The organism is Nonomuraea antri (assembly GCF_013283785.1).
GTDB classification, from domain to species: domain Bacteria; phylum Actinomycetota; class Actinomycetes; order Streptosporangiales; family Streptosporangiaceae; genus Nonomuraea; species Nonomuraea antri.
The window spans coordinates 1-14,956 of record NZ_JABCPZ010000030.1 but is presented as its reverse complement, the minus strand read 5'-3'; the positions used below and the strand labels follow the sequence as shown (position 1 = coordinate 14,956).

The following is a 14,956-nucleotide window of genomic DNA, read 5'->3' as shown; positions in this document are numbered from 1 at the left end:
CCCCCTCATTCATGCTGTTACTCACACGTCCTCGCATCGTCGACGGATAAAACGGCGTTGGGCGTGAGGTTTCCCGCCCTCGGTCATCAGGTTCGGCCGACGAGGTCCGGCGGTCCGTTTCCGAGGACGAACGAGACCGTCAGGTGGTTCCAGGAACAACCTTGGCAGACCTCGACGACGTACACCCGGAACTCATCGTAATCATGGGCCATCTCGGCGAGCTCTGATGTGACCTTTGCCTGACCGGCATGCCGCCCCAACGAATCCCCATAGACATAGGTCACGTTGGTGACGTTCTCCCTCTCGCACACCGGGCAGAGACGTTCGGTCGGTTCACCGAAGAAACGGGCCGCGCGGAGGAGGTAGGGCTGTGCGTCACAGACGTCACCGCGCGAGGCCCGCCCGGTACGCAGGGAGCGGACGACCGCCCGCTTGGCGAGGCCGTAGTCCACCACCCTTCGCTGTGACCACATGAGCGCCAGACTACGGCGTTTTACCGATTCATCCCAACGGCTTGGTCAAACCCTTAATTGCGGCGATATAGCGGAGCGACGTATCCTCAGGATGTATCGGCTCGATACATCGACGCGAGAGGGGGCGGTTCCCATGGCCGGCGGACAGGGCCGGGTACTGGAACTCGCCGTGCTCGGGTCGCTGCACGAGACGCCGCTCCATGGCTATGAGCTGCGCAAACGGCTCAACGCCCTGCTGGGGATGTTCCGTGCGTTCTCCTACGGGTCGCTGTACCCCTGTCTGCGATCACTGCTGGCGCAGGGCCTCATCACGGAAGAGCAGCCGGAACAACCCGCGATCGTCGGGGGCAGGTCGAAGATCGTCTACAAGCTGACGGCCGAGGGCAAGGAGCGCCTGCAAGAGCTGCTCACCCAGGCCGGTCCCTCCGCTTGGGAGGACGAATCCTTCGGCGTGCACTTCGCCTTCTTCAGGCACACCGAGGCCGAGGTGCGCCTGCGCATCCTCGAAGGCCGGCGCAGCCGGTTGGAAGAGCGACTCGACGCCGTGCGCACGGCCCTGGCGCGGACCAGGGAGCGTCTCGACAGCTACACGCTCGAACTGCAGCGCCACGGGCTGGAGTCGGTCGAACGCGAGGTGCGTTGGCTGAACGAGTTGATCGCAACGGAGAGACGGGCCTCTGAGGGGCCCGAAAGAGATACCACGTCAACTGATGAGTAAGGGAGCGAGTGCGATGGGTTCGGTTCGCGTGGCCATTGTCGGTGTCGGCAACTGCGCGTCGTCGCTGGTCCAGGGCGTTCACTACTACAAGGACGCCGACCCGGACACACGGGTCCCGGGCCTGATGCACGTGAAGTTCGGCGAGTACCACGTAGGCGACGTCGAGTTCGTCGCGGCCTTCGACGTGGACGCCAAGAAGGTCGGCCGCGACCTGTCGGAAGCGATCGTCGCCAGCGAGAACAACACGATCAAGATCACCGACGTGCCGCCCACGGGGGTGACCGTGCTGCGTGGTCATACCTTCGACGGCCTGGGTGAGTTCTACCGCGAGATCATCGAGGAGTCCGACGAGGAACCCGTCGACGTGGTCCAGGTGTTGAAGGACCAGCGGGTGGACGTCCTGGTGTCCTACCTGCCGGTGGGTTCGGAGGAGGCCGACCGCTTCTACGCGCAGTGCGCGATCGACGCCAAGGTGGGCTTCGTGAACGCGCTGCCGGTCTTCATCGCCTCCGACCCCGAGTGGGCGGAGAAGTTCACCGAGGCCGGCGTGCCGATCGTGGGCGACGACATCAAGTCGCAGGTGGGCGCCACGATCACGCACCGGGTGATGGCCAAGTTGTTCGAGGACCGCGGGGTCGAGCTGCTGCGTACCTACCAGCTCAACTTCGGCGGCAACATGGACTTCATGAACATGCTGGAGCGCAGCCGCCTCCAGTCCAAGAAGATCTCCAAGACCCAGTCGGTCACCTCGCAGATCCCGCACGAGATGGGCAAGGCCGACGTGCACATCGGCCCGTCCGACCACGTGCCGTGGCTGGACGACCGCAAGTGGGCCTACGTCCGGCTCGAAGGCCGTTCGTTCGGCGACACCCCGCTGAACCTGGAGTACAAGCTCGAGGTGTGGGACTCGCCGAACTCGGCCGGCATCATCATCGACGCCGTCCGGGCCGCGAAGATCGCGATGGACCGGGGCGTCGGCGGGCCGATCCTGTCGGCGTCGTCGTACTTCATGAAGTCGCCGCCCGTCCAGCACTCCGACGACGAGGCGCGCGAGTACGTGGAGAAGTTCATCCGCGGCGAAGTCGAGCGGTGACGGCTTCCCCGGCCTCGTGATTCACGTGAAACGGCGTCGCGCGCGGTGCGTGCGGCGCCGTTGTCACGCGCGGGCGGCCTGGGGCAGCCGCTCGTCGGTGGCGGACGCCCAGCCGAGCGGGTCCGCGCCCAGCTCCATGAGCAGCGGGACCTGCTCGCGGCACCAGGGCGAGATCGCCAGCAGGCCGCTGCGCACGCCATCGGCGAACTCCTTCCACGGCATCCAGCGCACCTCGCCCACCTCGTCGGGGTTCGGCAGCACCGGGGCGTCGACCGTGACCCGGTAGACCGGGCACAGCTCGTGCTCGACGATCCCGTTGCCCATCACGGCCCGGTAGGAGAAGGTCGGCAGCATCAGGTCGGCGTGGTCGGCGACCAGCCCGAGCTCGTAGGAGAGCCGGCGCAGGACGGCCTGGTCGACCGGCTCGCCGGGCAGCGGGTGCCCGCAGCAGCTGTTGGTCCACACGCCGGGCCAGGTGACCTTGTGCGCGGCCCGCCTGGTCAGCAGCACGCGACCGTCGTGGTCGAAGACATAGCTGGAGAACGCCAGGTGGAGCGGGGTGTCCTGGCGGTGCACGGCCGACTTGGGCGCGGTGCCCAGCGCGCGGCCTTCAGGATCAACCAGTACAACGTGTTCCTCAGTCGTCACGCTATGAAGCGTACGTGATCATGATGACCAGGAGGAACGGTTGGCCCACCTGCTGCACCAACCTCTGCCTCATCCCGGCTCATCCCGGCTCATCCCGGCTCATCCCGGCGGACGCGCACCGCGTCGTCCATGGGGCCCGCCGGGCTAGGCTGACTGCGTGTCATTTGTCGCCGACCTGCGCGTGGTACTCCAGGGCAGGGATTTCCGACGGCTGTTCGGCACCCGGCTGGTCTCCCAGTTCTCCGACGGGATCTTCCAGTTCGCGGTGGCGAACTTCGCCTTCTTCCGGCCCGAGGAGCAGACGACCGCGCTCGCGGTGGCCGCGGGGCTGGCGGTGCTGCTGCTGCCGTACAGCCTGCTCGGCCCGTTCGTGGGCGTGTTCATCGACCGCTGGTCGCGGCGGCAGATCCTGGTGATCGCGCCGTTCGTCCGCGGCGGGGCGCTGCTCCTGGCCGCCACGCTGGTCGCGCTCGACGTGCCCGATCCCGCGTTCTACGCCGCCGCGCTCGGCGTGCTCGCGGTCAACAGGTTCTTCCTGGCCGCGCTCGGCGCCTCGCTGCCGCACGTGGTGCCGACCGACCGGCTGCTGTCGGCCAACGCGGTCGTGCCCACCTCGGGCACCGTGGTCACGTTCGCCGGCTTCGGCGTCGGCTACGCGCTGCGCAAGCTCGTCGGCGGCGACGACCTGGGCATCGCGGTGCTGCTCGCCGCCTCGGGCGTGCTGTTCGCGCTGAGCGCGCTGGTCGCCCGCACCATGAGGCGCGACCTGCTCGGCCCGTGGTTCGACCCCGACCAGCCGCAGGCGCGCGAGGCCGTGCGCAACGTGGTGGCCGGCCTCGTCGACGGCGCCAAGCACCTGGCCCGCCACCGCGTGGCCGCCGCCACGATGGGCGCGATGGCCGCGCACCGGTTCTTCTACGGCCTGCTCACCGCGCTCGGGATCATCCTGTTCCGCTACTACTTCACCAGCAACGACCCTGATGCCGCGCTGGAGGGGATCAGCGTCGTGGTGGCCACCTCGGGCGTCGGCTTCGCCGTCGCGGTGGTGCTCACCCCGTGGGCGACCGAGCGCTTCACGCTGGAACGCTGGGTGCCCATCGCGCTGACGGCGGCCGGCCTGATCTCCGCCGTGCTGGTCCTGCCGTTCCAGGAGTGGGGGCTGTGGATCGCCGGGTTCGTGCTCGGCGTGGCCGGGCAGAGCGTCAAGATCTGCGCCGACACCGCCGTGCAGCGCGACGTCGACGACGCCTACCGCGGCCGTGCCTTCTCCGTCTACGACATGCTGTTCAACGGCGTCTACGTGGCCGCCGCGGCCGCCGCGGCGGTGATCCTGCCCGCGAACGGCAAGTCGTACCTGGCGGTGGCGATCATCGCGGTGGGCTACCCGCTGGCCGGGCTCGCCTACCGGATGATCACCGCCTCGGCGCTACGAGTTCGCTCTGGCCCAGTCGAGTAGCGCCTGGGTGGCGGCCTCCTTGCCGATCATGCCCTTGTCGAGCCTGAGGTCGAGCAGGAACTTGTACGCCTGGCCGACCACCGGGCCCGGGCCGACCCCGAGAACCGCCTGGATCTCGTTGCCGTCGAGCTCGGGCCGGATCTTGGCCAGCTCCTCCTCGTCGGCCAGCCGCGCGATGCGCTCTTCGAGCTGGTCGTAGGTGCGCGACAGGGTCGCGGCCTTGCGCTTGTTGCGGGTGGTGCAGTCGGCCCTGGTCAGCTTGTGCAGCCGGTCGAGCAGCGGGCCGCCGTCGCGGACGTAGCGGCGCACCGCGCTGTCGGTCCACTCCCCCGTGCCGTAGCCGTGGAAGCGCAGGTGCAGCTCCACCAGGCGGGAGACGTCGGACACCACGTCCTTGGGGAACTTCAGCTCGGTCATGCGCTTCTTGGTCATCTGGGCGCCGACCACCTCGTGGTGGTGGAAGGAGACCCGGCCGCCCGCCTCGTGGCGGCGCGTCTTGGGCTTGCCCACGTCGTGCATGAGCGCCGCCCAGCGCAGGATGCGGTCGCACTGGCCGTCCTCCTCCTGCGCCATGGCCTGGTCGAGGACGGTCAGCGTGTGCTCGTAGACGTCCTTGTGCCGGTGGTGCTCGTCGATCTCCAGGCGCAGCTTGGGCAGCTCGGGCAGCACGTACGCGGCCAGCCCGGACTCCACCAGCAGCCGCAGGCCTTCGCGCGGGTACCGGCCGCAGACCAGCTTGTCGAGCTCGTCGCGGATGCGCTCGGCCGAGACGATCTCGATGCGCTCGGCCATCGACGTCATCGCCGCCATGGCCGCCGCGTCGACGGTGAACCCGAGCTGCGAGGCGAACCTGGCGGCACGCAGCATGCGCAGCGGGTCGTCGTCGAACGAGCGCTCGGGCGGGCCCGGCGTGCGCAGCACCTTGGCCGCCAGGTCGCTCAGCCCGCCGTACGGGTCGACGAACTCGTGGCCGGGCAGCCGCACCGCCATCGCGTTGACCGCGAAGTCGCGCCGCTCCAGGTCGGCCTGGAGGGTGTCGCCGTACATGACCTCGGGCTTGCGCGACTTCGGGTCGTACGACTCGCTGCGATAGGTGGTGATCTCGATCAGGAAGTTGGCCTTGCGCAGGCCGACCGTGCCGAAATCGATGCCGATCGTCCAGACCGAGTCGGCCCAGTCCCTGACGAGCTCCAGCACCCGTTCCGGACGGGCGTCTGTGGTCAGGTCGAGGTCTTTGCCGATACGGCCGAGCAGGATGTCGCGCACGGGGCCGCCGACGAGGGCCAGCTCATGGCCCTGATCGGCGAACAGCCGGCCGAGCTCGTCGGCCACCGGCGCGATCTTGCGGAACAAATCAGTCATGGCCCGCTGCTGGGTTTCGGTCAGATTTGAGTCGGACAAGCTCGGTAGGTCCTTCTTCTATTCCCGGAACATATCCCCCGAGCCACACCAGGTCCGGGTTACCGTCGGTCAGAGGACCGTCGGGGCCATGGAACGAGGCAAGGAGGACATATGAAGGACGCCCTCGCGCTCCACCGCTGGCTCCTCGCACACCAGGTCCATCATGAGATCGTACGCCTTCCGCGCCCCATGACATGCGCGGAAGAGCTGCCAGAGACGGTCTCCGCGGCACCCGAGCGGTGCGTGGTGGTCACGGTGTTCGAGGTCGCCATGAGGATCGGCCGCGAGGTCGTCGTCGCGGTCGTGTCCACGGCGGCGGCGCCACCCAGGCCGGGAGCGGTCGGCGGGCTGCTCGGCGCGCGGCAGGTGCGCCCGGCGCCGGCGTTCCTGGTCAACTCCGCGACCGACTACGCCGACGGGCTGGTCAGCCCGTTGCTGCTGCCGGAATCGCTGCCCGTGCTCATCGACGAACGGCTGGTCGTCGACGACGAACCCGTGTTCACCGCCACCGGCGAACGCCACACGGCGCTCATGCTCGGCGCACTCGACCTGCTCACTCTGCTGACCGGAAAGATGGTGGACCTACGGGTGCCGCGGCCGCGAGGATCCCGTGAGGCGGTCGCGCCGCGGCACTGAGCCCGTACCATTGCGGGCGTGCGTCGTCGTACTCCAGCCCGGGCAGACGCGTGATCCGTAAGGCCGCGCTGCTCGCCGCACTGTCCGCAGCGTTGCTCGCCCCTCTGGTGGCGGCGACGCCGACCACCGCTGCCGCGAACGCGCCGGCCGTCACCCAGGCGAACAGGCAGTCGATCGCCGTCTCGATCACCTCGATCACACCCGAGGTGCCCAAGACGCCCAACGACGAGATCAAGATCTCCGGTGTCGTGCGCAACGACACCGGAGCGCCGCTGTCGTGGCTGAGAGTGCAGTTGCGTTACACCTCGCAGCGGTTCGCCGACCGCACGGCGATGGCGGCCTACCACGACGACCCGAACGCCAAGCCGCCGCTCGTCTCCGAGTCCTCCTTCGTGCCCATCCAGGCGCTCGCCGCGGGCGCCTCGGTCCCGTTCGAGATCGTCAGGACGCCCGCGCAGCTCGGGCTGACCTCGTTCGGCGTCTACCCGGTCGCGGTCGAGGTGGCGCAGAGCGGCGTGGGCGTCGTCGCGCAGAAGACCTTCCTCACCTACGCCCCGCCCATGACGCCCGCGCTGCCGAAGAACCGCCTGGCCATCGCGCTGCCGGTGATCGACCAGCCGCACCGGGCCGACGGCTCGACCTTCTTCGACGACAAGCTGAGCCAGTCCCTGACCGGCAAGGGCCGGCTGGCCGACCTGGCTCGCATCGCGCAGACCGCGCCCAAGTCCGTCACCTGGTTCTTCGAGCCCGCCCTGCTCGACGACGTGCAGGCGATGACCAGGAAATACACGGTCAAGACGAAGAAGGAGACGCAGGAGAAGCCGGCCGACCCCAACGCCGCGCAGTGGCTGCAGAGCATGCGCACCTCGCTGGCCGCCTCCCCGGTGGTGGCCACGCCGTACGCCGACCCCGACATCACCGCGCTGGCGCACCAGGGGCTCGACGGTCAGACCAGCAGGGCGATCGAGCTGGGCGGGCAGACCGCACGCTCGCTGCTCAACCGCAACGCGCAGACCACCACGAACTGGCCGCCCGCGGGCGTGCTCGACGCCGACGCGCTCGACCTGCTCGCGGTGAGCAAGGACCGGGTCGACCGGGTCCTGCTCAACGCCACGAACCTGCCGCCGCAGACCCCCACCGCGACCACGCCCGACGCCGCGTCCACGATCGACACCGTGAACGGCCCGGTCACCGCGCTGGTCGCCGACCCCGAGCTGAGCCGGCTGTTCGAGCCGACCGCGCCCACCACGACGCTGCTCAGCACCCAGCGCTTCATCGCCGAGACCGCGATGATCGCCACCGAGCCCGGGCAGACCCTGCCCAGGTCGCTGGTCGTCGCGCCGTCCCGGCGCTGGAACCCCAACCCCACGCTCGTCAGCGGCCTGCTGCGGACCGCGGCCCGGCTGCCCTGGCTGACGCTGACCCCGCTCAACGAGCTCCAGCCGAGCAAGGCCTCGGTCCCGCGCTCCGGCCCGGTCTACACCGACCAGAACCGCGGCGACGAGCTGAGCGCGAAATACCTGGAGCCGGTCAAGGACGTCGCCTGGAAGGCGCAGCTCACCTCGCTGATCACCGCCGACAAGCGGGCTTCCGGCTTCGACACCGCGGTGCTCAGGCTCACCTCGTCGGCCTGGCGCACCAGCACCCGCACCGGACGCGGCGCGACCAAGCTGGTCGACTCGGTGGTCGAGGCCAGGACGGACAAGATCCAGATCACCGGCGTCGGCCCCGACCGGCCGCGGACCCTGGCCGGCCGCAACGGCGAGGTCCCCATCAGCGTGAAGAACGGCCTCGACTCCAGGGTCACGCTGAAGATCGACGTCAAGTCGAACAATCCCGAACTGCTGTCGGTCGACATCGTCGAGAAGCTGACGATCGAACCCGGGCAGAGCGGCACGATCCAGGTGCGGATGCAGGTCCCCGAGGGCACCAGCGACAGCGGCGACGCGACCGTGTCCGTCCAGTTGCTCACCGCCGACGGCCAGCCGTACGGCGAGGCGGAGAAGCTGACCATCCGCACCACCGGCTACACCGGCATCGCGCTGGTGATCGTCGGGGCGGCGCTGACCGTGATGCTGGCCGCCGTGGTGCTGCGGATCCTGCGCCGCAGGTCGGAACGACGGCTCGCGCGGGCGGCGAAACTACGGGAGAGTGAGGCCGTATGAGCCGCATCCTGCGGGCCAGCGCGATCATGGCCGCGGGCACGATGGTGTCCAGAGTCACCGGTTTCGTCCGCACCATGGTCCTGGCCTACGCCGTCGGCACCGCCGCCATGGGCGACGCCTACAACGCGGCCTACGCGATCCCGTACAGCATCCTCGACCTGCTGCTGCTCGGCGTGCTGAGCAGCGTCGTGGTGCCGATGATCGTGCGGGCGCAGCAGCAGGACCCCGACGGCGGCCGTGCCTACGAGCAGCGGCTGATGACGCTCGTCACGATCGCGCTGATCGTGGTCGCGGCGCTGTCGGTGTGGGCCGCGCCGCTGCTGATCGACCTCTACACCACCAACTGGGCGCCGGACAGCGCCAAGTTCGAGGTCGCGGTGCTGCTGGCCAGGTTCATCCTGCCGCAGCTGGCCTTCTTCGGCATCGGCGCGGTGGCCGGCGCGATTCTCAACACCCGCGACCGCTTCGCCGCCCCGATGTGGGCGCCGGTGGTCAACAACCTGGTGGTCATCGCGACGATGTTCGCGTTCGCGACGATCGCCGGCCCCGACGGCAGCGAGGTCGACAAGGTCACCGACGGTCAGCTCGCGCTGCTCGGCCTGGGCACCACGGCCGGCATCGTGGCCCAGGCCATCGTGCTGATCATCTCGCTCAAGCGCATCGGCTTCTCCTTCAAGCCCCGCTTCGACCTGCGTAACGCGCGGCTGGGCGAGATGGCCAGGATGGGCGTGTGGACCATCGGCTACGTGGTGATCACGCAGCTCGGCTTCCTGGTGACCACCAACCTGGCCACGTCGGCGGGCGACGAGGTGCCCAACCACGGCTTCACCCCCTACACCTTCGCCTTCCAGCTCTTCCAGCTCCCCTACGGGGTCATCGGCGTCTCGGTGATCACGGCCATGCTGCCGCGGATGAGCCGGGCGTACGGCGAGGGGCGGCTCGACGACGTGCGCGGCGAGTTCCAGTCGGCGGTGCGGCTGATCAGCTCGGTGATGGTGCCGGTGTCGCTGCTGCTGATGGTGCTCGGCCCGGCCATCACCGTGCCGATCTACGCCCACGGCAACACCACCGTCCCCGACGCCGTCTACATCGGCAACGTGCTGCAGGTCTACGGGCTGGCGCTGATGCCGTTCGCGATCTTCCAGCTGCTGCTGCGGGTCTTCTACAGCTTCGGCGACACCCGCACGCCGGTGTACGTCGGCGCCGGGGTGACCGCCGTCAACGCGGCGCTCATGGTGATCCTGTACTTCACGTTGCCGGCCGCGTACGTGGTCATGGGCCTGGCCTTCGCCTACGCCGTGGCGTACGCGCTGGGCGCGGTCCTGGCCTGGAACCTGGCCGCGCGCCGGATACGGGGGCTGGGCGGCTGGTCGATCGGGTCGGGGCTGACCAGGATGTACCTGGCCGCGCTGCCCACCGCCGCGCTGGCACTGGCCTCGGTGTGGCTGGTTCAGGAGATCTTCGGCCGGCCCGGGTTCCTCAACTCGCTGATCACGCTGGCCGTCGGCGGCGGGCTCGGCATGCTGCTCTACCTGGGTGTGGCGCACAAGATGCGCATCCCGGAGGTCAACTCGATCGTTGGGATGGTTGCGGGACGGGTAGGTCGTTAGGAGGCGGGCGGAATCGACTCGGCACTACCATGGTGCCCGACACGCGCGAATGGAAGCAGGAGGGGCGTGGGCGGATCCACCCGGCATAGCGTGCCTACGTGGGACACGGCCACGCAGGTGAGTCGAGTCATGAGCACGCCCGATCGGCCGAGCGGAGTGATCCAGTGAGCACGTCTGCGGTCGAGCCAGGCACGCGCCTCGCCGAACGCTTCCGGCTGGAAGACCGGGTCAGCGAGTCCGACGGCGCCACCCTGTGGAAGGCCATCGACGAGATCCTGGCCAGGCCGGTGGCGGTGCACACCTTCGCCCCCGACTTCCCCCGCGTGCACGAGGTGGTCACCGCCGCCCGCGCCGCGAGCCGGCTGACCGACCCGCGCCTGACCCAGGTGTTCGACGCGGCCCAAGACGACGACCACTCCTACGTGGTCAGCGAGTGGGTCACCGGCGAGACCCTGACCGACCTGCTCGCGGCCGGCCCGCTGGAGCCCGAGCGCGCCGCCGGCCTGGTGGCCGAGGCCGCCGAGGCCATCGCGCACGCCCACGACGCCGACCTGTACCACCTGTGCCTGCGCCCGGCCCACCTGGTCTGGACGACGGGCAACACGGTCAAGGTGCTCGGCGTGGCGGTCGACGCCGCGCTGGCCGGGCTCACCACCGACCAGCCCGCGCTGGAGGACGCCGAGGGCCTCGGCCGCCTGCTGTACGCCGGGCTGACCGGCCACTGGCCGGGCGACGAGGAAGAGGGCGGGCTGCCCGCCGCCCCGATGACCGACGGGCATTTCTGCACGCCGCGCCAGGTGACGGCCGGGGTGCCCGGCTATCTCGACACGGTCACCGTACGCGCGTGCCTGCCCGAGTCGCGCAGGGGCCAGGGGGCGCTGACCAGCCCGGCCGACGTGGCCGAGTCGCTGGCCGACGTCGCCAGGCCGATGCCCATCCCGATCTCCTACCCGGCCACGCCGCCCGCCGTCACCGCGGCCTCGCACGCCGAGGGCGTGGAGGTCAAGCACCGGCCGACGGCCATCCATCAGGCGCCCGTACGCGTGCAGAACGGCGGCGGCAGCACGCTCAACCGGGTGCTGATGACGCTGGTGGTGCTGCTGGTCATCGCCGCGGTCGGGGTCGGCGCCTGGACGATCGGCCGCAGCCTGGGCAGCCCCACCCCACCGGAGGCGGGCACGACGCCGTCCACGTCGAAGTCCAGCTCGGCCGAGCCGCAGACCGTCAAGGCGGCCGGGGCGCAGGGCTTCGACCCGCTGGGCGACGACCGGGAAGAGCACCCCGAGATGGCCAGGCTGGCCATCGACGGCAAGCCGAGCACGTTCTGGAAGACCACCAACTACAACAGCGCCGACCTGGGCAATCTCAAGCCCGGTGTCGGGCTGCTGCTCGACATGGGCAAGTCGATGCAGATCAGCGACGTCGTGGCGACGCTGTCCGAGGCTCCGGGCGCGAGCGTCGAGCTCAAGGTGGGCGACTCCCCCGAACTGGGCTCGCTCAAGACCGTGGCGAGCAAGACGAACGCGGCGGGCAAGATCACCTTGACCCCCGAGCGAGCGGCAAGTGGCCAGTACGTTTTGATCTGGTTTACGCGTGTTCCGGCGGACGCAGGCAAGTTTCATGGCACCATCTATGAAGTAGTGGTGCACTCTCCCGGATCGGCATAATCAGGAAACTCTCTTGTGAACTCCCCACCCGAGACACCCTCATCAGCGGAGCGGCCGGCGGTCACAGACGCCGAGCTGCTGACCGCGCATATCAACGGGGATCCACACGCGTTCAGTGAAATCGTCAAGAGGCACCGCGACCGTATGTGGGCGGTGGCCCTGCGTACGCTGGGCGATCCTGACGAGGCGGCCGACGCCGTTCAGGACGCGTTCGTCTCCGCCTATCGCAAGGCCGCCACGTTTCGCGGCGAAGCGGCCGTCACGACCTGGCTGCACCGGATCGTGGTCAACGCCTGTCTCGACAGGATGCGGCGCAAGTCCGTCCGTCCCGTGGCCGACGACGAGCTCATCGAGGCCGCTGAACGCGAAACCCCGCTGCCCGACCAGACCGTGGAGCGCGAGGTCTCCATGGAGGTCTCGGCCGCGCTGAAACTGCTGCCCACCGACCAGCGGGCGGCGCTCGTCCTCGTCGACATGATGGGGTATTCGGTCGAAGACGCAGCTCAAGTGCTGGAGGTGCCCAGCGGCACGGTGAAGAGCCGATGTGCGCGCGGTCGCGCGAAACTTGCCCCAATTCTTTCCCATCTGCGGAACCGTTCGGACCTCAACCGCGTCTCATCCGCGAAGGGAGCAGAACTTCGTGACGGGTGATACGCACTACGATCTGGAAATCCTGGCCGAGCTGGCCGAGGGTCTCCTAGACGTCGGCACGGCACGCCAGGTCCGCGAGCATCTCGCGGTCTGTGACCCCTGCGGGGAGCTACTGGCAGACCTGGCGGCGGTTCGAGAGGTGCTCGCGGCGACTCCGACCCCGGCCATGCCGATGGGTGTCGCGCTGCGCATCGACAAGGCATTGGCCGCCGAAGCGGAGACTCGCGGAGCTCGCCGGGGAGGTGTCGGCCTGGCGGAAACCCCTGACTGGGATGAGCTCATGCGGGACTCCCCGTGGGAGCAGCCGGTCGCGGTCCCCGAGCCGGTTCTCGGGTCGGTCCTGGAGCCGGTGCGCCTCGGGGTGGTCTCCGACGACGGCACCATCGTCCCCGCCAGGCGGCGGGCCTCGCGAGGGCGCAGGTGGGCGATGCCCATCGTGGCCGCCGCCGCGTCGGCCGCGGTGGTGGGCACGCTGGCGGTCTCCACGGGGCTGCTGGCCTCGGGCGGCGGCACCACCAGCGGCACGACCGACGTCAAGGGCGGCGGCGTGATCGCGCAGGAGCCGACCAGGAGTCATGCGCGGGTTCGTTCGTACGCGCTGACCGACAGCGACTACAACTACAGCGACACCGCGCTGCGCCAGCCGCTCCAGGGCTACCTCGCTCCCGCTCCCATCTGGGGCGGGGCCGCGCCCGACATGGCGAAGGTCGAGCGGTGCGTCTCCCAGGTGTCCGACCGGTCGAAGCTCAAGCCCTTCGCCGTCGACCAGGGCCAGTACAACGGCCAGGAGGCGCTCGTCGTGGTCTCCTGGAAGAACCAGGCGAAGCAGCAGGTGCGGCTCGACGTCGTCGACCCGTTCAACTGCAAGAACCTGCGCAAGCCGAGTCTTGGCCGCTGGTGACGAGCACGTAAGCGAAAACCCACGTCAGAGCCCGCTTCGGCGGGCTCTTTCGTTTTGTGCCAGCGTTGTGGGTAGGGCTGGGAATCAGGGCGGCCTAGGATCTGTTGACGCCGGTGGCAACAGCAGACGAGGAAGGCGTGGAGCGTTGAGCGACGTTCGTAACGTGATCATTATTGGATCCGGCCCCGCCGGATACACCGCGGCCGTCTACTCCGCGCGCGCCGAGCTCCAGCCGCTGGTGTTCGAGGGGTCCGTCACCGCCGGTGGCGCCCTGATGAACACCACCGACGTGGAGAACTTCCCTGGTTTTCCCGACGGGATCATGGGCCCCGACCTCATGGACAACCTGCGCAAGCAGGCCGAGCGCTTCGGCGCCGAGCTGGTGGCCGACGACGTCGTCGAGGTGGATCTGAACGCCAACCCCAAGGTGGTCAAGACCCACACCGACACCTACTACGCCAAGTCGGTCATCCTGGCCATGGGCTCGGGTTATCGCGAGCTCGGCCTGGCGAACGAGAAGCGGCTGTCCGGGCATGGCGTGTCCTGGTGTGCCACGTGTGACGGGTTCTTCTTCCGCAACAAGGACATCGTGGTCGTCGGCGGCGGCGACACCGCCATGGAGGAGGCCACGTTCCTGACCCGCTTCGGCCGCATGGTGACGGTGGTGCACCGCCGCGACAGCCTGCGGGCCAGCAAGATCATGCAGGAGCGGGCGCTGGCGAACGAGAAGATCCGGTTCGTCTGGGACTCCGAGATCACCGACGTCCTGGGCGACACCAAGGTCGAGGCCGTGAAGCTGCGCAACGTGAAGTCGGGCGAGGAGTGCGAGCTCGCCACCGACGCGCTGTTCCTGGCCATCGGCCACGACCCCCGCACCGAGCTGGTCAAGGGCCAGATCGACCTCGACGAGAACGGCTACATCAAGGTGGCCGCCCCGTCGACGGCGACCAACATCGACGGCGTGTTCGCCGCCGGCGACGTGGTCGACCACACCTACCGCCAGGCCATCACCGCGGCCGGCACCGGTTGCGCGGCGTCACTCGACTCCGAGCGCTGGCTCGCCACCCACGAGAACTGAAGGAGTGCACCCGTGAAGGCTGTAACCGACGCTACGTTCGAGGCTGAGGTACTGAAGAGCGACAAGCCGGTGCTGGTCGACTTCTGGGCGGAATGGTGCGGCCCGTGCCGTCAGGTCGCGCCCATCCTCCAGGAGATCGAGAACGAGTACGGCGACAAGCTGGAGATCGTCAAGCTCAACATCGACGAGAACCCGGATGTGCCGCGTGAATACGGTGTGCTCCAGATTCCGACGATGAACGTCTACAAGGGTGGAGAGGTCGTCAAGCAGATCATCGGCGCCAAGCCGAAGGCCATGCTGCTTCGCGAGCTCGAGGGCATCATCTAGGACGACGCCCAGCACGGCGTAGGCGAGCTGCGGATCGAGCACCCGGCCGCCCGCGGCCACGGTCCGGATGGCGGCGACGAGCTCGTCGGGGCCGGCGTCCTTGAGCATGAACCCCGCCACCTCGGCGGCGAT

Annotated in this window: 14 protein-coding genes; 11 read left to right on the top strand and 3 right to left on the bottom strand. The window is 69.1% G+C overall.

What is annotated here, in order from left to right:
* Positions 1 to 86: 86 nt before the first annotated feature.
* The gene (locus tag HII36_RS12775) at positions 87 to 473 is read right to left on the bottom strand and encodes a DUF5318 family protein (RefSeq protein ID WP_173523354.1); all 387 of its coding nucleotides are present in this window, start codon (positions 471 to 473) and stop codon (positions 87 to 89) included.
* A 133-nt stretch (positions 474 to 606) separates the two neighbouring features.
* Here HII36_RS12775 and HII36_RS12770 point away from each other — a divergent pair, with 133 nt between their 5' ends.
* Entirely contained in the window at positions 607 to 1,191 is a 585-nt protein-coding gene (locus HII36_RS12770) for a PadR family transcriptional regulator (protein ID WP_173523353.1), read from the top strand.
* A gap of 13 nt (positions 1,192 to 1,204) precedes the next feature.
* Positions 1,205 to 2,284 carry an inositol-3-phosphate synthase gene (locus HII36_RS12765; protein WP_173523352.1) on the top strand — a complete coding sequence of 360 codons (1,080 nt, stop codon included), beginning with the start codon at positions 1,205 to 1,207 and terminating at the stop codon, positions 2,282 to 2,284.
* Between the two features lie 63 nt (positions 2,285 to 2,347).
* On the opposite strand, the gene idi is transcribed toward HII36_RS12765, so the two are convergent.
* Positions 2,348 to 2,932, bottom strand: a complete 585-nt coding sequence (gene idi, locus HII36_RS12760) for an isopentenyl-diphosphate Delta-isomerase (RefSeq protein ID WP_173523351.1) — start codon at positions 2,930 to 2,932, stop codon at positions 2,348 to 2,350.
* A 157-nt stretch (positions 2,933 to 3,089) separates the two neighbouring features.
* Between idi and HII36_RS12755 the strand changes: the two genes are divergently transcribed.
* Complete coding sequence (locus HII36_RS12755) at positions 3,090 to 4,388, top strand: MFS transporter (protein ID WP_173523350.1); 1,299 nt, start codon at positions 3,090 to 3,092, stop codon at positions 4,386 to 4,388.
* Here the strand turns inward: HII36_RS12755 and HII36_RS12750 are convergent.
* Positions 4,359 to 5,750: a CCA tRNA nucleotidyltransferase gene (locus HII36_RS12750; protein ID WP_173523349.1), complete on the bottom strand. Its 1,392-nt coding sequence runs from the start codon at positions 5,748 to 5,750 to the stop codon at positions 4,359 to 4,361. The genes HII36_RS12755 and HII36_RS12750 overlap by 30 nt on opposite strands.
* Positions 5,751 to 5,900: 150 nt before the next feature.
* Between HII36_RS12750 and HII36_RS12745 the strand changes: the two genes are divergently transcribed.
* The 8 genes from HII36_RS12745 (at position 5,901) to trxA (ending at position 14,824) form a co-directional block, all read left to right on the top strand.
* The gene (locus HII36_RS12745) at positions 5,901 to 6,425 is read left to right on the top strand and encodes an aminoacyl-tRNA deacylase (RefSeq protein ID WP_173523348.1); all 525 of its coding nucleotides are present in this window, start codon (positions 5,901 to 5,903) and stop codon (positions 6,423 to 6,425) included.
* A gap of 50 nt (positions 6,426 to 6,475) precedes the next feature.
* Positions 6,476 to 8,590, top strand: a complete 2,115-nt coding sequence (locus HII36_RS12740) for a DUF6049 family protein (protein ID WP_173523347.1) — start codon at positions 6,476 to 6,478, stop codon at positions 8,588 to 8,590.
* On the top strand, positions 8,587 to 10,200 hold the full coding sequence (gene murJ / locus HII36_RS12735) for a murein biosynthesis integral membrane protein MurJ (protein ID WP_173523346.1): 1,614 nt from the start codon (positions 8,587 to 8,589) through the stop codon (positions 10,198 to 10,200). Before HII36_RS12740 ends, murJ begins: the two co-directional genes overlap by 4 nt.
* A gap of 164 nt (positions 10,201 to 10,364) precedes the next feature.
* Positions 10,365 to 11,867: a protein kinase family protein gene (locus HII36_RS12730; protein ID WP_173523345.1), complete on the top strand. Its 1,503-nt coding sequence runs from the start codon at positions 10,365 to 10,367 to the stop codon at positions 11,865 to 11,867.
* 15 nt (positions 11,868 to 11,882) lie between these two features.
* A complete protein-coding gene (sigM, locus tag HII36_RS12725) occupies positions 11,883 to 12,518 on the top strand; it encodes an RNA polymerase sigma factor SigM (RefSeq protein WP_173523344.1) in 636 nt (211 codons plus the stop codon).
* The gene (locus HII36_RS12720; RefSeq protein ID WP_173523343.1) at positions 12,508 to 13,419 is read left to right on the top strand and encodes an anti-sigma factor family protein; all 912 of its coding nucleotides are present in this window, start codon (positions 12,508 to 12,510) and stop codon (positions 13,417 to 13,419) included. Before sigM ends, HII36_RS12720 begins: the two co-directional genes overlap by 11 nt.
* 145 nt (positions 13,420 to 13,564) lie before the next feature.
* Positions 13,565 to 14,497: a thioredoxin-disulfide reductase gene (trxB, locus tag HII36_RS12715; RefSeq protein WP_173523342.1), complete on the top strand. Its 933-nt coding sequence runs from the start codon at positions 13,565 to 13,567 to the stop codon at positions 14,495 to 14,497.
* Between the two features lie 12 nt (positions 14,498 to 14,509).
* On the top strand, positions 14,510 to 14,824 hold the full coding sequence (gene trxA, locus HII36_RS12710) for a thioredoxin (protein ID WP_173523341.1): 315 nt from the start codon (positions 14,510 to 14,512) through the stop codon (positions 14,822 to 14,824).
* Positions 14,825 to 14,956 lie beyond the last annotated feature (132 nt).